This window comes from Streptococcus caprae (assembly GCF_042649745.1).
Lineage (GTDB): Bacteria > Bacillota > Bacilli > Lactobacillales > Streptococcaceae > Streptococcus > Streptococcus caprae.
This window is the reverse complement of the sequence record NZ_JBHRZV010000033.1, coordinates 1-17,428: the sequence shown is the minus strand read 5'-3', so window position 1 is coordinate 17,428 and position 17,428 is coordinate 1. Positions and strand designations below refer to the sequence as shown.

13 protein-coding genes are annotated in these 17,428 nt (G+C 41.7%); 12 read left to right on the top strand and 1 reads right to left on the bottom strand.

Annotation, left to right across the window (positions count from 1 at the left end; genetic code table 11):
- Positions 1–27: 27 nt before the first annotated feature.
- The 4 genes from ACFORF_RS05045 to mnmG all read left to right on the top strand — a co-directional run bounded on the left by ACFORF_RS05045 (position 28) and on the right by mnmG (position 3,670).
- A complete protein-coding gene (locus ACFORF_RS05045; RefSeq protein WP_380426091.1) occupies positions 28–660 on the top strand; it encodes an RpiB/LacA/LacB family sugar-phosphate isomerase in 633 nt (210 codons plus the stop codon).
- Between the two features lie 124 nt (positions 661–784).
- A complete protein-coding gene (locus ACFORF_RS05040; protein WP_380426089.1) occupies positions 785–1,240 on the top strand; it encodes an NUDIX hydrolase in 456 nt (151 codons plus the stop codon).
- Positions 1,241–1,243: 3 nt separating this feature from the next.
- Positions 1,244–1,702, top strand: a complete 459-nt coding sequence (locus tag ACFORF_RS05035) for an NUDIX hydrolase (RefSeq protein WP_380426087.1) — start codon at positions 1,244–1,246, stop codon at positions 1,700–1,702.
- A 54-nt stretch (positions 1,703–1,756) separates the two neighbouring features.
- Entirely contained in the window at positions 1,757–3,670 is a 1,914-nt protein-coding gene (gene mnmG, locus ACFORF_RS05030) for a tRNA uridine-5-carboxymethylaminomethyl(34) synthesis enzyme MnmG (RefSeq protein WP_380426085.1), read from the top strand.
- Between the two features lie 185 nt (positions 3,671–3,855).
- Here the strand turns inward: mnmG and ACFORF_RS05025 are convergent, their stop codons facing one another.
- Positions 3,856–5,124: a glycosyltransferase gene (locus ACFORF_RS05025; protein WP_380426083.1), complete on the bottom strand. Its 1,269-nt coding sequence runs from the start codon at positions 5,122–5,124 to the stop codon at positions 3,856–3,858.
- A gap of 291 nt (positions 5,125–5,415) precedes the next feature.
- Here ACFORF_RS05025 and ACFORF_RS05020 point away from each other — a divergent pair, with 291 nt between their 5' ends.
- From ACFORF_RS05020 to ACFORF_RS04985, 8 genes are all read left to right on the top strand, one after another.
- On the top strand, positions 5,416–5,742 hold the full coding sequence (locus tag ACFORF_RS05020; RefSeq protein ID WP_380426081.1) for a CHY zinc finger protein: 327 nt from the start codon (positions 5,416–5,418) through the stop codon (positions 5,740–5,742).
- The gene (locus ACFORF_RS05015) at positions 5,729–6,265 is read left to right on the top strand and encodes a biotin transporter BioY (protein ID WP_380426079.1); all 537 of its coding nucleotides are present in this window, start codon (positions 5,729–5,731) and stop codon (positions 6,263–6,265) included. Before ACFORF_RS05020 ends, ACFORF_RS05015 begins: the two co-directional genes overlap by 14 nt.
- Before the next feature lie 140 nt (positions 6,266–6,405).
- Entirely contained in the window at positions 6,406–8,373 is a 1,968-nt protein-coding gene (locus ACFORF_RS05010; RefSeq protein WP_380426077.1) for a DHH family phosphoesterase, read from the top strand.
- A 1-nt stretch (position 8,374) separates the two neighbouring features.
- On the top strand, positions 8,375–8,827 hold the full coding sequence (gene rplI / locus ACFORF_RS05005; protein WP_380426075.1) for a 50S ribosomal protein L9: 453 nt from the start codon (positions 8,375–8,377) through the stop codon (positions 8,825–8,827).
- A gap of 88 nt (positions 8,828–8,915) precedes the next feature.
- Positions 8,916–10,280 carry a replicative DNA helicase gene (gene dnaB, locus ACFORF_RS05000; RefSeq protein ID WP_380426073.1) on the top strand — a complete coding sequence of 455 codons (1,365 nt, stop codon included), beginning with the start codon at positions 8,916–8,918 and terminating at the stop codon, positions 10,278–10,280.
- Positions 10,281–10,295: 15 nt separating this feature from the next.
- Complete coding sequence (locus tag ACFORF_RS04995) at positions 10,296–10,568, top strand: Veg family protein (RefSeq protein ID WP_380426071.1); 273 nt, start codon at positions 10,296–10,298, stop codon at positions 10,566–10,568.
- Between the two features lie 411 nt (positions 10,569–10,979).
- On the top strand, positions 10,980–11,573 hold the full coding sequence (locus ACFORF_RS04990; protein ID WP_380426069.1) for a TlpA family protein disulfide reductase: 594 nt from the start codon (positions 10,980–10,982) through the stop codon (positions 11,571–11,573).
- 53 nt (positions 11,574–11,626) lie between these two features.
- On the top strand, positions 11,627–17,428 hold a 5,802-nt coding region (locus ACFORF_RS04985; protein ID WP_380426067.1), incomplete at its 3' end, for an isopeptide-forming domain-containing fimbrial protein.

Below are 17,428 nucleotides of genomic sequence, written 5' to 3'. Positions count from 1 at the left end.
GGGAATAGAAAAAGCAAAGGTTACAAAATGAGAATTGGTGTGATACAAGCAAGTACGCGCGTAGAAATAAATGAACTGCTATTTTCAACCGTACAAAAAGTAGCTGGAGAAACTCATGAAGTCTATAATCTGGGAGTATTCCCAAGTGAGTTAGAAAATTATTCTTATACGGAAGTTGCTATCATGATTAGTTTGTTAATCGAAAGTGGTAGTTTAGATTTTATGGTAACGGGTTGTTCCTCAGGTCAAGGCATGATGCTAGCTTGTAATAGCTTGCCAGGTTTGAAATGTGGTCTGGTCCAAACACCTCAAGATGCTTTCCTTTTTGGAAGAATAAATAATGGGAATGTGGTGTCGTTTCCATTAGGATTGAATGTTCGCTGGTCTGCTGAATTGAACTTAGAGTACACTTTAGAGAAGCTATTTGATGGTGAGTTTGGTGTGGGTTACCCTAAGCAAGACGCAGGTCGAAAACGTCAGGAAGCGTCTTTGTTAGATGAATTGAATCGAATCACCAAAAGAAGTTTCAAAGAGATTTTGCCAGAACTACCCGTAGAGTTGATTCAAAAGATTTGGGGAAGGCAATTTCTACATGAGTTTATCCAGAAACATGCAACTAATTATGAATTAATTGGCTTAATTGAAGCCATTGAAACTTGAAAACCAGTCCGTTTTCTGCTACAATATTCCTAACAACACGATGAAAGTCAAAGCTCATTGTCTTGTGTGTCTTTTTGGCATGCAATCATGGCTTTGGCTTTTTTGTGACGAGAAAGGGAGACAGATGGATTTTCGGACTAAGGTTGACAACATTAGTTTTGCTGTTAGGGTTTCTGGTTTGATGATAAGAGATAAGACCTTGTACTTGGTCAAATCACCAAAATCAGAATACTATCTCCTTGGTGGAGCGGTTGCTGTTGGTGAAACGACGGAACAAGCTGTGAAACGAGAGTTGGCAGAAGAAATCGGGGTGGCAGTGACTGTTGAACGACTAGCCTTTGTGGTTGAAAATCACTTTACACTTAATGATGTTATGCATCATCAAATCGAGTTTCTGTATCTGGTGACACCACTGTCTGAACCTAATCCAGTGGTAATGGAAGGTGGAACAAATCGGACCTGTGAGTGGGTTGCTATCAACGATTTAGATGAGATCAATCTTAACCCTAGTTTTCTCAAGACAGCACTGAAAAACTGGACAGGTCAGCTCCAACATATCTTTAATAGAGAGGAGAATTAAGTGATGGATTTTCGGACTAATGTTGACAATCAGGTTTACGGTGTTCGGGCAACGGCTTTGATTGTCCGTGATGGAAAGATTTATCTCTGCAATTCAGCATCAGAAGGAATTTATTACGCCATTGGTGGGGCGGTTGAGGTTGGTGAGACCACAGAAGAAGCTGTCCAGCGTGAAGTAAGGGAAGAAATCGGCTGCGAGGTTCGGGTTGACAAGCTGGCTTTTGTCGTGGAGAACGCCTTCTGTCAATCTGGTGTCAACTTCCACAACATCGAATTCCACTACCTAGTCACGCCTGTCACTGAGCCGAACACGACCATGGTGGAAGATAACGAGAAACGTGCTTGTGAGTGGGTAGCCATTGATGAGCTTGACAGGATTGACCTCAAACCGGCCTTTCTCAAGACAGCACTGAAAGACTGGAATAATAACTTGACACATATTGTCAACCTTGAAAAGCATTAAAATGAGAAAGGATAAGGTAGAGTTGAGTAGATTTACAGCTCTGCTATTGAGAAAATGACACAGAACTTTACAGAACATTACGATGTTATTGTTATTGGTGGAGGGCATGCTGGGGTTGAAGCTTCGCTTGCTGCTAGTCGAATGGGATGCAAGACCTTGCTTGCGACGATCAACCTTGACATGATTGCTTTTATGCCTTGCAATCCGTCAGTTGGTGGTTCGGCAAAAGGGATTGTTGTCCGTGAAATTGATGCACTTGGTGGGCAAATGGGTGTCAACATTGATAAATCCTACATCCAAATGAAGATGCTCAATACGGGGAAAGGTCCTGCGGTGCGTGCCTTGCGTGCCCAAGCTGATAAGGAACTTTATGCCCGTAATATGAAGCACACGGTTGAGCAGCAGGAAAATCTAACCATCCGCCAGTCCATGATTGACGATATTTTGGTCGAAGATGGCAAAGTGACGGGAGTTGTGACCGCAACAGGTCAGGCTTTTTCCGCAAAAGCAGTCGTTGTGACGACAGGAACAGCTCTTCGTGGTGAGATTATCCTGGGTGAACTCAAGTATTCATCTGGCCCAAATAACAGCCTAGCCTCAGTTACTCTGGCGGATAATCTCAAGAAATTAGGGCTGGAAATTGGTCGTTTTAAGACAGGGACACCACCACGTGTTAAGGCGTCGTCTATTGATTACTCCGTGACGGAAATCCAGCCAGGGGATGAAAAACCTAACCACTTCTCCTTTATGTCTCGTGACGAGGATTATTTACAAGATCAGATTCCATGCTGGTTAACCTACACGAATGAAGCTAGTCATAAGATTATCAATGATAATCTCTACCGGGCTCCCATGTTCTCAGGAATTGTCAAGGGGGTTGGACCTCGCTATTGTCCCTCCATTGAAGACAAGATTGTCCGCTTTGCAGACAAGGATCGCCATCAGCTTTTCTTAGAGCCAGAAGGGCGTAATACAGAGGAGGTCTATGTCCAAGGTCTGTCAACCAGTCTGCCTGAAGATGTCCAAAAAGACTTGTTGCATTCCATCAAGGGGCTTGAAAATGCGGAGATGATGCGGACGGGTTATGCCATTGAGTACGATATTGTCTTACCTCACCAACTTCGTCCAACTTTGGAAACAAAGGTTATCGCTGGGCTATTTACCGCCGGTCAAACAAATGGAACATCAGGCTATGAAGAAGCTGCTGGTCAGGGCTTGATTGCGGGTATAAATGCTGCTCTCAAGGTTCAAGGGAAGCCTGAGTTTATCCTCAAACGGAGCGATGCTTATATCGGTGTCATGATTGATGATCTTGTAACCAAAGGAACCTTGGAACCCTATCGTCTCCTAACATCTCGGGCTGAGTATCGTCTGATCCTCCGTCATGATAATGCAGATATGCGCTTAACTGCCTTGGGACGTGAGGTAGGCTTGGTAGATGATGCCCGTTGGTCTCGCTTTGAAATCAAGAAAAATCAATTTGATAGTGAAATGGCGCGTCTAGATAGTATCAAGCTTAAGCCTGTTAAAGAAACCAATGCACAAGTTCAAGCTCTTGGTTTCAAACCGTTAACAGATGCTATGACTGCTAAGGAATTTATGCGTCGTCCAGAGATTGATTATGCTACTGCTGTTCAGTTTATCGGGCCTGCGGCAGAAGATTTAGATACCAAGCTAATTGAGCTGATTGAAACGGAAATTAAGTACGAAGGATATATCAACAAGGCCCTTGACCAGGTTGCTAAGATGAAGCGTATGGAAGAAAAACGCATTCCAGCGGATATCGACTGGGATGACATTGACAGTATCGCAACAGAAGCTCGTCAAAAATTCAAGAAAATCAACCCTGAAACTATTGGACAGGCCAGCCGGATTTCCGGTGTTAACCCAGCAGATATCTCCATCTTGATGGTGTATTTGGAAGGCCGCAGTCGATCAATTTCTAAACATAAAACCAAGGAAGAATGATAGAGAGAGGCTGGGAAAAGCTCAAAATTCAACCTTTTAGATAAAATTTTAAAATAAAAATGGCTTAGAATCAACGTTCTTTGGGGACGTCATTCTAAGCCATTTACGATCTCTGAGGCTTTTTATCAAGCCTCTTATAGTATCTCATAGTCAAGGCTCGATATGAAGCGAATACAGCCAAGAGTTTAGGACTCTCTTGTGCTCAAAATACGATCAATTTCCTCCTTTAGCCGTTCAGAGGGGTGGTAGCTCGTAAATGTTTTTTGAAGGGTATTCAAAGCAAACCAGTCCTTACGATTAATCAAACGTTCAAATTGTTTACAAATATTGGCAAGGTCTTTTTTATCTGAGATGTAGGCAATATCCGCAACTTCTCCTCTTACAGCGAAATCAGGCTGGTCATAGTCATGTGGTAAAATCAGAGCAGGTTTACCATACTTGATACAGTTATAAAAGATTCCAGCTCCGCCATGGTGGATGACGAAATCCATCTGGGGAATGTATTCGGTATAAGGGAGGTATTGGACAACAGTAACGTTAGGTGTTAGTGGGTTTGGTGCTTCTGCCATCTTTTTTGCATTTCCAAGAGTTACGATAAAATGGCAATCTGGATGTAACTCTCCCAGTCGTTGGGCAATTTCAATTTGGTTGTCTTTGCCCCATTGAAGTTGCGTTCCACAAGAAATGAGGATATTTTTCTGTCCTTTACCGATTAAATCTAAGGGTAATTGATGGGATTGCTCAAAAGAGGAACAAGCAGGACCAGCCCAGACAAAATGCTCTGGGAATCCAGCTTTTAATTCGACTTCTTGCATTCCTAATCCCAGTATAGAATAGGGAGAATAGATGGATTCTTCTCCTTTTTCATTATAAATTTTAAAGGCATAGCGAGCTGTTTTTTTGCGGAGCAAAAAAGCGACAATTCGTTTGCCAAGGCGGGTTAATTGACGCCCACAGGCATTGCGAAACTGTGCCCAGTAATTGTCTTCGTTTTTCCACCCACCAAAAAAACAGGGAGGACCATCTTGACTTTCAATTGCAAATTGGGTTGCCATACTTGTAATCCACGGGATTTGCAACTGTTGGCAAACCAAGCCAGGGGAGAGCGTGATAAAATCAGCTAGAACAATGTCAGGCTTTTCAATCGCCCATTCCTGTAGCAGAAAATCGGAGACTTCATTGATAATATCGACACTGTCGGAAATTTGACGATAGGCACTGAATAGGTTTGTCTGCTTTTCGTTGTTGGCAACTTTTTTAAATTCTTCTATGCTATTTTCTAAAAAGGTATGGACCTCAAAGCCGACTTGTCTTGCAATGTCAGCTTTTTGAGGTCCAGTGAATAGTCGGATTTTATAGCGTTTATCTACGAGTAGAGGTCGAACCATATCCATTATTGGATAGAGATGCCCACTTAAAGGAACGGCAACCACATCAATTTTTATTGGAGTCATAAGTCACTTCTTTTTCATTTTTAGGACAGCTTTTCTATACCCATATTATAGCATAGTTTAAAAAAAAATATAAATCCTCTTCCTAGTCTTTGTGCTGAGATAAAGTTTACACCCATCATACAGGTTAATGTTTAATCTCAATCCGAGGTTTATAAACTTCTAAAAAAGCTATTTTCCCATAAAATTTTGTGTTATTTTTTATGGAGTCTTAAAAAGTTAACCATTTTAAAAAAACAGGTTGACAAAGTATCGTAAATTCATTACACTAATAAACAGTTAGGAAAAAAGGTTATGAAGTTTTACGGATTGGGATTAGATAGTCAGAGTCGATGCCTACACTATCATACGGAGTTGGATATCGTCTCACTTAAATGTCAAGCTTGCCAACGCTATTATGCTTGTTATCAGTGCCATGATAGTATGGAAGATCACCATTTTCGGGCTAGTCTACCGACAGAGATCTATCCTGTTCTATGTGGAGTCTGTGAGAAGTTGCTTACGAAAGACCAATATGAGCAAGGAGCCTGTCCCTACTGCACTTCTCCTTTTAACCCCAAGTGTAAACTACATGCCTTGATTTATTTTTCAAAGGAGTCTTTAGAAGATGAAATCAACTAGAACCCTCACTCATATTGCATTGATGACGACCTTAATCGTTGTTTTAGGCTTTATGCCGGCTATTCCGCTCGGTTTTATTCCTGTTCCGATTGTTTTGCAAAACATGGGAATTATGATGGTAGCGATGTTGCTAGGTGGTCGCAAAGGGAGTCTAGCTGTCTTACTATTTCTCTTAATTGGTCTTCTTGTTCCCGTATTTACGGGAGGAAGTACGACGATATCAGTGATGGTAGGTCCAACAGCTGGCTATGTTGTTGCTTGGTTAGTTGTTCCTCTTGCCTATAGTGGTTTAAAAGGCCTATTAGGCAAAGAAAACTTTCCACTTACCTTTATCAATATCTTTTTAGCGGGTGTTGTTTTGGTGGATGTCTTAGGAGCTGTTTACTTATCCTACTATACCGAGGCACCGCTTGTAGAGATGCTTTTGTCCAATCTTATTTTTATCCCAGGGGATACAATTAAGGCTATTGTAGCGACCGTAATTTCATCTCGATTGCTGAAATTACCGTACTTTAAGGACTAATTCTAAGGGTTACTAGGTGCCAGCTCTGCCGTGGCTTAAACTTATTATCAAAAATCAAAAAAATTTAGGTCAAAAGGATTGGGCCCCTAGGTTTTAGGGGCTTTTTGTGGTATAATTATACCTTAAGAGGTTTTAGTTTAATGAAAAAAATTCGTTTAGCGACCATTCATCTTGTGATGATTGGCCTCATCGTATTTGGAATTTTAGCGCTTTTAGCAGGAAATTTTCAAATCCCACGTGGGTTCATGATCATCCTATTTTTAGCTATTGCGTTCATGGTAGGGATGCTTTACCTTCAAAAGCAGATTTATGAATTGACGGAGCTAGAAGAGCTTGAGGAACTGAATGACCAAACGGAGGAGAGTCTCAAGAGTCTCTTGTCTCAGATGCCTGTCGGTGTTGTCAAATTCGATGTCTTGACGACAGCTATCGAGTGGTTTAATCCTTATGCTGAGTTGATTTTCTCGACAGATAAAGGCGATTTCGATTTGCAGACGGTCATAGATGCCATTGAAAACCGAAAAACATCTACTGCTAACAGTACATTGGAGATTGCGGACAAAAAATACACGACAGCTATTGATTTGGCTGCTGGAGTATTCTACTTTTTTGAGGGAACTTCTGTAGTTCGTGAAGCTCAAGAACTCAGCGATTTTAGTCCGGTAATCGGTGTGATTTCGATTGACAACTACGATGACGTGACAGAGAGCCTTCAAGATTCAGAAGTCTCCACAATTAACGCTTTTATCGCAAATTTTATTTCTCATTTTTCGGAAGAAAAGAAGATCTTCTATCGTCGTTTAGATAAGGACAGATTTTACTTCTTTACAGACTATGCTGTCCTCAGCGATCTTATGAAAAATAAGTTTGAGATTCTAGATCAATTTCGCCAACAAGCCAAAGAACAAGAATTGGCATTGACCATGAGTATGGGGATTTCTTTTGGAGACCATAACCATCATGAAATTGGTCAAATGGCTCAAAAAAATCTTAATATGGCACTCGTTCGTGGAGGAGACCAAGTTGTCGTCAAGGAAAACGACGACAGTAAGGACTTCCAGTATTTCGGTGGTGGTTCTGCGACTAATATTAAACGGACTCGGACACGGACTCGTGCCATGATGACGGCGATTTCAGACAAGATAAAGTCTGTTGATTCTGTCTTTGTTGTAGGTCATAAGAATCTTGATATGGACGCCTTGGGTTCTGCTGTCGGAATGCAGTTCTTCGCTTCCAAATTGATTGAAGAGACTTATGCTGTTTACGATGAACAGCAAATGAGCCCTGATATCGCCCGAGCGATATCTCGACTCAAGGATGATGGAAAAACAAATCTAATCACCATTGAAGAAGCCTTAGAGAAAGTCACCGACAATGCTCTGTTGATTCTTGTCGATCACTCTAAAACAGCTTTAACACTGTCTCAAGAGCTATTGGGTCAATTTCGCGAGGTGATTGTGGTTGATCATCATCGTCGCGATGAGGATTTTCCAAAAAATTCTGTATTGACCTACATCGAAAGCGGTGCTTCTAGCGCCTCTGAATTGGTAACAGAGCTTATCCAATTCCAAGACTTGCGACCTCGTCTTACCCGCATGCAGGCAAGTATACTCATGGCAGGTATCATGCTGGATACAAAGAATTTCTCAACGCGCGTGACCAGCAGAACCTTTGATGTGGCATCTTACTTGAGGACACTTGGATCTGACAGTGTTGAGATTCAAAATATTGCTGCAACGGACTTCGATGAATACCGTCAAATCAATGAACTTATTCTCAGAGGAGAGCGCATAAATGGAAATATTATCGTCGCTGCTGCAACTGAGGATAAGACTTATACCAATGTTATAGCTAGCAAAGCTGCTGATACCCTGCTAACCATGGCTGGAATTGAAGCAACTTTTGTCATTACACGAAATGTCACCTATGACGTTGCTATTTCTGCTCGTAGTAAAAGTACTGTAAATGTTCAGCGGATTATGGAAAAACTTGGGGGTGGTGGGCATTTCAATCTAGCAGCCTGTCAACTCTCAGAACTGAGTATTTCTGAGGCCTATGATGCCTTGGTCACTCATATTCAACAAGAAATTAAGAAAGAGGAAACCTAGTATGAAAGTTATCTTTTTAGCAGACGTTAAAGGAAAAGGAAAAAAAGGCGAAATCAAGGAAGTTCCAACTGGTTATGCTCAAAACTTTCTCCTGAAGAAAAACTTAGCTAAAGAAGCAACGAACCAAGCTATCAGTGAATTAGCCGGCAAGCAAAAATCTGAAGAAAAACATGCTGCTGAGATTTTAGCAGAGGCACAGGCCATCAAAGCAAAACTCTCAGATGAAGCAACACAGGTTCAATTTACCGAAAAAGTAGGCCCAGACGGTCGTACCTTTGGCTCAATCACAGCTAAGAAGATCGCAGAAGAACTGCAGGAACAGTTTGGTCTTAAGATTGATAAACGCCATATCCAAGTTGATCACCCTATCCGAGCTATTGGACTTGTGGATGTCCCAGTCAAGCTCCATAAGGAAGTTGACGCAGTTATAAAACTAAAAATTACAGAAGCTTAATAAATTTAGAGGGTTTACAACATTTTCGGTTTTGTAAATCAAGATTGACAATGTTGTAAACTTACATTGATATTGGAGGTAACAGGTTTTGGCAGACACTCAAGAATTGAGAGTTCAGCCCAATGATGTACTAGCTGAACAATCTGTCCTAGGGTCCATCTTTATCACGCCAGATAAGTTAATCAGCGTGATGGAGTATGTCCTACCAGAAGATTTCTACAAATATTCCCACCGTGTTATCTACCAGGCAATGATAACACTGAATGATCGCAATGAAGCGATCGATGCAACGACTGTTCGGGCAGTTCTTGATAGCCAGGGAGACCTGCAAAACATCGGTGGAATTTCTTACTTAGCTGAGTTGATTAATAGTGTGCCAACCTCAGCTAATGCAGAATACTACGCAAAGATTGTGGCTGAAAAATCCATGTTGCGTCGTATTATTACACGCTTGACAGATAGTGTCAACTCAGCCTATGACGGCTCCTTAGCGTCAGAGGAAATTATCTCTGGTGCAGAGAAGGCCTTAATTGATATCAATGAGCATAGTAATTCTAGCGGATTCCGTAAGATTTCAGATGTTTTGAGAATAAACTATGAAAACCTTGAAGCTCGTGCTAAACAAACCAGTGATGTAACGGGATTGCCGACAGGTTTCCGCGAACTTGACAAGATTACAACAGGTTTACACCCTGATCAATTGATCATCCTTGCTGCACGTCCGGCAGTCGGAAAGACAGCTTTTGTACTTAACATAGCACAGAATGTTGGAACCAAGCAAAAGCGGGGTGTGGCGATTTTCTCTCTGGAAATGGGGGCTGAAAGCTTGGTAGACCGGATGCTGGCTGCCGAAGGTTTAATCGATTCACATAGCCTGAGGACGGGCCAGTTGACGGAACAAGATTGGCAGAGTTTGACCTTGGCACAAGGTAACTTGGCTGAGGCACCAATTTATATCGATGATACGCCAGGGATTAAAATCACAGAGATTCGTGCCCGCTCTCGTAAGTTAGCCAAGGAAATCGACGGTGGTCTGGGGCTTATTGTGATTGACTATCTTCAGTTGATTACGGGAACACGTCCTGAGAACCGTCAACAAGAGGTTTCTGACATCTCCCGTCAGTTGAAAATTTTAGCCAAGGAATTACGGGTTCCAGTTATCGCCCTCAGCCAGCTTTCGCGTGGCGTTGAGCAACGCCAAGACAAACGCCCTGTTTTGTCTGATATCCGTGAGTCTGGTTCTATCGAACAGGATGCAGACATTGTGGCCTTTCTCTACCGTGAGGATTATTACCGTAAGGAAGGGCAGGACCCGAACGAGGAAGTCCTTGAAGATAACTCAGTGGAGGTCATTTTGGAGAAAAACCGTGCTGGAGCCCGTGGAACTGTAAAACTTCTTTTCCAAAAAGAGTTTAATAAGTTCTCGAGCATTGCCCCATTTGAACAACAATAGAAAAGGAAAACTACCATGAGTGATGCATTTGCAGATGTTGCAAAAATGAAGAAAATCAAAGAGGAAATCAAGGCACATGAAGGCCAAGAAGTTGAATTGACCTTGGAGAACGGCCGGAAACGCGAGAAGAATAAAATTGGTCGGTTGACGGAAGTATACCCTTCCCTCTTTATCGTTGAGTACAGTGATCAATCTAGTGAAGCTGGAGCCATTAGTAACACCTATGTTGAATCGTACACCTATTCGGATATTCTTACAGAAAAAACCTTGATTCGTTACTTTGATTAAATAGATAGCCCTGAGCATAGTCATATCTTAGGGCTTTTATTATGGATTCAAAGACTTTATATGTACATAGAAAACAGAGTAAATAAAAGGTTTAGGAATTGTTTTGAGTTATCCCAGTATACTTTTTGCTATGGAGAGGAAATTCTTCATCGGACAATTAATTTAATAATATTACTAGGACGGCCGTATAAAATTGTGATTACCTGAAAAATTCTAATTTTTTAACCTAAGTTAATATATTGTTGTTATACACATTAGAAAATGGTTAAAAACCCATGAAGTGGGCTTTTTTGCTTGAAATATTCGAAATTTAACCTTAAATTTTTCTAAAATTCCTTGATTTTGCTTAAATTGTGTAGTAAAATTAAAGACGTTCATCATAGACAATTTAATATGAAAGGGGGGACGACTATGGAAAAATCGCACAAATGGTGGGTTATCTCAGCATGTTGTGTGTTTGTCTTAGGAATCTCTAGTTTTGGATATTTTTATAGCAAGGCTCAAGCGGAAAAAGCCCAAGCGGCTAAGGTTGCTGAACCAACTACTGAAGAGAATACAGAAGAAGAGATAAAGGCCATGGAGCTTATAGGCCAGCAACTACCTGAATTTACTGTTACTGACAGTAAGGGCCAGGAAGTATCTAGCCAAGAATTCTATGACAAGCCCATGATTATCGTGGATTGGGCCAGTTGGTGTGCACATTGTCAAAAACACCTCCCTGTCATTCAAAAGGTCTATGAAGAATACGGGGACAAGATTAATTTTGTCATGATTAACCTAACGGATGAGGCTGATGAGCCGCAAAGTCAGGCGGAGTCATATATTAAGGAACAAAAATTCACTTTTCCTTACTTTTTTGACCAGAGCCAGACGGCAGCAGACAGTCTTATGGTGGAGTATATTCCAACCACCTATTTCGTCGACAAAAATCATATTGTCAAACAAGTTTCAGTATCGGAACTTGAGGAAAAAGAACTAAAGGAGTTGCTAGATAGTCTACTATAATATAGGAAACTATTAAGCAACAACTGAAGAAAAAGTAATTATAGGAGACATTTATGAAGCGCAAGCTAATTAAATTTTTAGGCATGTTATTTACCTTTGGTATAGCATTGCCTGTAACTCTTCTTTCGCTCTATGATGTTGCATCCGCTGTGGATACAACAACAACGACGTCGGAACCGGTGATTTCACGAAACGGCTGTCAGCGTGTCATTGAGACGACAGAAGAAGTCAAGTGGGAACTCCCACGCCAACCAATCGACTTGGTTATCTTGCAGGATACATCGGGATCCTTCAAAAATACCATTGCAAACATTAATGCTGCATTGACAACTCTGACAACTCCAGTTTCAGCAGCAGATTACAAGCATGAAGATCCTAAATTAATCTTTACAGACAACCCTGACACGACGGACCGTGTTATGATTGCGACCTATCAGGGCTTGGATACTGTTAGACGCTATAGAGGAAATGATTTTAGCGACAGTGCAAGTTACACATTAGATGCAGGTACATATGGTTATAATAAGACATCTCTAATTTCTAATCAAGCTCAGTTGAAGTCATTTATTGATCAGAGGCTCAATAAAGCTGCGGCCGAGGGGGGCACACCAACCGTTCCAGCAATTGACGACGCTGTTAGAGATTATTTGGCAGCCAAGCAGGCAGCTGGTCATAATGATAAACGTAAAACAGTATTCCTCTTAATTACTGATGGAGTTGCTAATGGATACCGTGATACTAACGGTACAGAGGTCTTTATTGATGAGAGTGATTATCGTTGGGGTCTTATTGCTAAAACTTATGGTTTTGACCGACAAGACACCAATGGTAATTGGTATACAACAGACTCTAGCAAACTAACCGGATTAACTAATGGAAAAGACTATACTACATATGTAAATAACGGTTATTACTATTACTACTTCAACTATGCAGAAGGTGCTCAAGACTTTGTGAAACGCTCTAAGGAGTTAGTAGACAGAGGGACTAGACTCAAAGCTGAACTTGGAGAAAACTCTGATGTTGTTATTGGTTTCTGGGAAGACAAGCCCAATTTTGTTGTGGCGCAACAATATGGTAAGGGGTACGAACAAGACTACCTGACAGCTTATAATATCCAGACCGGTGAGTCTCGTTCTGTTCGTCAGACCTTCCAAGACTCTCTCAAGACCATGTCATCTGGTGTGAAGGAAAACCCAGTCACAGGTGAGAAGGTTGACCTCTATGTTAATGAACAAGGAAATGTTGATCTCTTTGCTCAGAAGGTTCTAAAAGCTGTAGCTGCCGCCATGGTTCGTGAAAATGTTGAAGGGGATTTTACAGTTACTGATGGCTATACAGTTGACGCTGTTCGAATTAACAACAAAACAGTGGTTGAAGAACCAACAGATTTGACAAAACAAATTCGAGGTACAGTTAAACAAGTTGGCAATAAAGTAACAATTTCAGTCCCTGAAAGCGTCTTTAATCCGGGGAACAACAACTTTGAATATGATTTAAGTAAGCAAACAGAGTCAGAAAATGTATCTGAAGATGACGAAGTAGACCCTTCAGATGACTATACCCCAGCCAAAGAAACTATCACTATTCCTCAGTTGACAGGTAAGTTCAAAGTTGGTAACTATGAAACTGCTGAAATTGGTGGCAAGACTCCGACAACCCGTGAAGTTGAAGAGATTAAATATTGCTACCCTTCATCAACTAAGACTATCACTGACCAAGATACATCTAACGATGCTGGAACAATTGATGATCCCTTGAAACTGTCTAAAAAGCCTGCTTATGGCGCTAACTTGACAGCTGCAGATGAGACTTTCACTTACACTGTAAACTACCGCTTCAACAACTCACCATACGAGTGGAAAGAAAACGCCATGTTGGTTGATCCGCTCGATTATCGCTTTGAGGTTGTTGATGCCAAAGTTGAAGACCTTTCTGGTTTCAACTTGAACTATAAGGTAGAGCAAGTTACTCAAAAAGACGCAAAAGGGAACGACCGTACGGTTGTCTATGCTAAGATTCCTGAGAAAAAAGGAACCAAGGCAGAAGATAAAGGACCTTACGATGGTCTTGTCATGAAACAAGCACGTTTGGTCGTAACGGTTAAACTTAAGGCCGAATACCGTGAACAAGGTACAAAAGCTTATAGCGAAATCCTTAACCTAAACAAGAAATACGGTATTTCAAACCAAGCTTCTATCATGTGGAATGGTGGTAGCACACCTAACAATGATGAGCATGCGACAAAATACGCTGATGACGGTAAGACAGTTGTGTCTAAGAGTACGATGCGTAACTCTAATGCTGTCTATGTTAAACCTCCAGTTGTAACTGAGATTGAGAAAGCAGTCAACAACGCAGAACACTATGATCTTAAAGAACAAGCTGAAGAGTTTGAGTATGCAGTAACGGTTCCTTGGCCAGGTCTTGTTGATTCCTTCAAGATTGAAGACCAAGTTGTATCTGAACTTGAAATCGTCGAAGGTTCTGAAACAGTTTCTATTGGTGCAAAAGATTACACATCTCGTGCCAAACCAACGATTGAAGATAATAAGATTACAGTTGATTTCGGTAATGCAAGCAAAATCAAAGCTCTGAACAGCCTTGTTGAAAAAGACTATGACAAAGATCCAAGCCAAGAAATGAACATTGTTCTTAAGTTCAAGGCTAAGATTCGTTCAGGTGCCGATGTTTCTAAATACACTAAAAATGGTGTAATTAAGATTCCGAATACGGCTGATGTAACCCTCAATGGAAACAAACCAATTACTTCTAACGAAGTAACGGTTACACCTCCAAAACCAACTGAACCTGAGATTAAGAAAACAATCAATGGTAGTCTCAATAATCTCGTAACATTTGATGATCTTCCTTACACCTACAATATCGTAACGGATATTCCTACGGATATTGCAACATATAAGAAATTTGTCATCAAAGATACGCTTGATAGCAACCTCGTTATTGCGGGCGATGTTACTATTAAAGACGAAGCAACAGCAGCTCTCTTTGACATCAAGACAGAAGGCCAACTTGTCACTGCCACTGTCAAAGAAGGTAAGTTTGCTGATCTTGCTAAATTGTCTAATGTTGAGTTGATTATCCCTGCCAAAGTTAAAGTCGGCGTTATTGGTACGACTATTGAGAACAAGGCAAGTGTTGACTTTACAAATAGTAAAGATGAAGAGAAAACTAAGGAAACTGATCCTGTAACAGTTACTCCTCCAACACCGACTAAGAAAATCAACAAAGAACTTGACCACTTGGATATTGAAAATGAAGGTCGCTACGTTTATAACGTTACTGTGAAACTTCCTACAGATATCGGTTCATATAAGTCATTCGTTATTTCTGATGAATTGAACAAGGAATTGTCATTCTTTGTTAAAGATGGTGCAGTTGAAAAAGCGACTATCAGTGGAGCTGCTGCAGACTTCTTTACTGTTGAACAGTCAGGTCAAACAGTTACAGCAACTATTAAAGACTTTGAGGCTGCCGCTGCTTTTGCCGGTCAAGAAGTTGAATTGGTAATTCCAGCAAGCATCAATAAAGATGTTAAGACCGTTAACATTCCTAACGTTGCGAAAATCAACTATACTGACAGTAAAAATGTTAAGGGCGAAAAACCAACTAATAAAGTTACGGTAACACCTCCAGGTGAATTGCCAAAACCAGTTAAGACGGTTGATACTAAAGACGCTCTGACTCTTGATACGATGAACCAAGTGTTCACGTACGATGTGACAGTGACTGTCCCAGAAAACACAACTGGCTATACTAAGTTTGAATTGACCGATGACCTTGTGGACATCTTGACCATCACTGAGACCAAGTTTGAAGCAGGTACAGTAACAAGCCCAGCAGATGCGAATGCCGCAAGTGGTAAGGTTGTTGCCTCTATCCCAGTTGAAAAATTGGCTGAGTTTGCCGGTAAAGAAGTGACCTTGACCATCAAGGCTAAGATCAAGGACGGTACCACAGCAGAAGCTCTGAAACCATTCTTGAACGCAGACGGCGCGATCCCCAACAAGGCTAACTTGTCTGTAGGTGATAAGCCAGGTCAAAACAAGGACTCTAATGAAGTTCCAGTAACCCCTCCAAGTGAAGATCCAACTGTTGAGAAGAAGATCAACAAGACAGAGACACACTTGGATACAGCAACTGAAACCAACTACAACTACAACATCACGACCAAGCTTCCGCTTGATATCACAGCCTACAAGAAGTTTGTGATCACCGATGAATTGGATCAAGACTTGGCTATCCAAGGTACTCCAGTTATCACAGGTGACGCAGCTCGATTCTTCGATGTGAAGGTAGAAGGTCAAGTAGTGACTGCTACTATGAAAGACTTCGCCAATGCAGGTGAACTTGCGACCAAAGAAGTTGAGTTGGTGATTTCAGCTCAAATCCGTAAAGGCGTGACCCGTCAGGAGATCCCTAACACGGCTAAGGTAACCTATACCAACAAGTCAGGTAATGACGGTGAGAAGGAAACTAAGCCAGTTACAGTAACCCCTCCAGGTGAGGATCCAACAGTTGAGAAGAAGATCAACGGTACTCTTGAGCACCTTGATACCCTCAACGAAGCACCATACACATACAATATCACAGCGAAACTTCCAGTTGACATTACTTCTTATAAGAAGTTTGTGATCAGCGATGAGGTGAACGGTGAGATTGCGGTTGCCGGTGCGAACGTTCTTGGCGACGCAGCTAAGTTCTTCGATGTGAAGGTAGAAGGTCAAACCGTGACTGCGACCATGAAGGACTTCAAGGATGCCAAAGCCTTGGCAGGTAAGCCAGTTGAGTTGGTGATCACAGCCCACATCAAACCAGGTGTGACAACCGCTAAGATCCCTAACACAGCTAAGATTACCTACCAAAACAAATCCCACGTTGATGGTACCCCGGATACCACGAAGGATACTCCTCCAGTAACGGTAACCCCACCACCATTGACGAAGAAGATCAATGACAAACTTGATAGCCTTGATATCGAGAACAAGAAAGACTACAACTACAACATCAAGACAGTCGTTCCTGGCAACATTGCCAAGTACAAGTCTTACGTGATTGTGGATACTCTTGATAAAGACTTGGAAGCGAAGTCAGCTAAGATTGTTGGCGACGCTGCGAAATTCTTCGATGTGAAGGTAGAAGGTCAAGTTGTGACCGCAACCATCAAGGACTTCAAGGCAGCGGCAGCGATTGCCGGTCAAGAAGTTGAGTTGGTGATTGTATCTCAAGTCCGTGCAGGCGTGACTCGTCAGAACATCCCTAACACGGCTAAGATTACCTTCAGTAACACGCCAATCGTTGATGGTGAAGAAGATCCAGACGGTGAAACACCGCCTAAGGATACACCTCCAACACCGCCAGTTACAGTAACCCCTCCAGGTGAGGACCCAACAGTTGAGAAGAAGATCAACGGTACTCTTGAGCACCTTGATACACTCAACGAAGCACCATACACATACAACATCAAGACTACCCTTCCTGTAGATATTACAAGCTACAAGAAATTGGTGATCAGCGATAGCGTAAATGGAGACATCGCAGTCGTTGACGCAGACGTTCTTGGTGACGCAGCTAAGTTCTTCGATGTTGCCGTAGACGGACAAAACGTCACAGCAACGATGAAAGACTTCGCCAACGCTAAGGACTTGGCAGGTAAGGAAGTTGAATTAGTGATTACAGCCCACATCAAAGCAGGTGTGACAACCGCTAAGATCCCTAACACAGCGACTGTAAGCTACCAAAACAAATCCCACGTTGATGGTACCCCGGATACCACGAAGGATACACCTCCAGTAACGGTAACCCCACCACCATTGACGAAGAAGATCAATGAC

Coding starts and splice junctions, on each gene's coding strand:
- ACFORF_RS05040 (WP_380426089.1), top strand. CDS start 785: ATGGATTTTCGGACTAAGGTTGACAACATTAGTTTTGCTGTTAGGGTT.
- mnmG (WP_380426085.1), top strand. CDS start 1,757: ATGACACAGAACTTTACAGAACATTACGATGTTATTGTTATTGGTGGA.
- ACFORF_RS05015 (WP_380426079.1), top strand. CDS start 5,729: ATGAAATCAACTAGAACCCTCACTCATATTGCATTGATGACGACCTTA.
- ACFORF_RS05020 (WP_380426081.1), top strand. CDS start 5,416: ATGAAGTTTTACGGATTGGGATTAGATAGTCAGAGTCGATGCCTACAC.
- ACFORF_RS05045 (WP_380426091.1), top strand. CDS start 28: ATGAGAATTGGTGTGATACAAGCAAGTACGCGCGTAGAAATAAATGAA.
- ACFORF_RS05035 (WP_380426087.1), top strand. CDS start 1,244: ATGGATTTTCGGACTAATGTTGACAATCAGGTTTACGGTGTTCGGGCA.
- ACFORF_RS04995 (WP_380426071.1), top strand. CDS start 10,296: ATGAGTGATGCATTTGCAGATGTTGCAAAAATGAAGAAAATCAAAGAG.
- ACFORF_RS05010 (WP_380426077.1), top strand. CDS start 6,406: ATGAAAAAAATTCGTTTAGCGACCATTCATCTTGTGATGATTGGCCTC.
- ACFORF_RS04990 (WP_380426069.1), top strand. CDS start 10,980: ATGGAAAAATCGCACAAATGGTGGGTTATCTCAGCATGTTGTGTGTTT.
- ACFORF_RS05025 (WP_380426083.1), bottom strand. CDS start 5,124: ATGACTCCAATAAAAATTGATGTGGTTGCCGTTCCTTTAAGTGGGCAT.
- rplI (WP_380426075.1), top strand. CDS start 8,375: ATGAAAGTTATCTTTTTAGCAGACGTTAAAGGAAAAGGAAAAAAAGGC.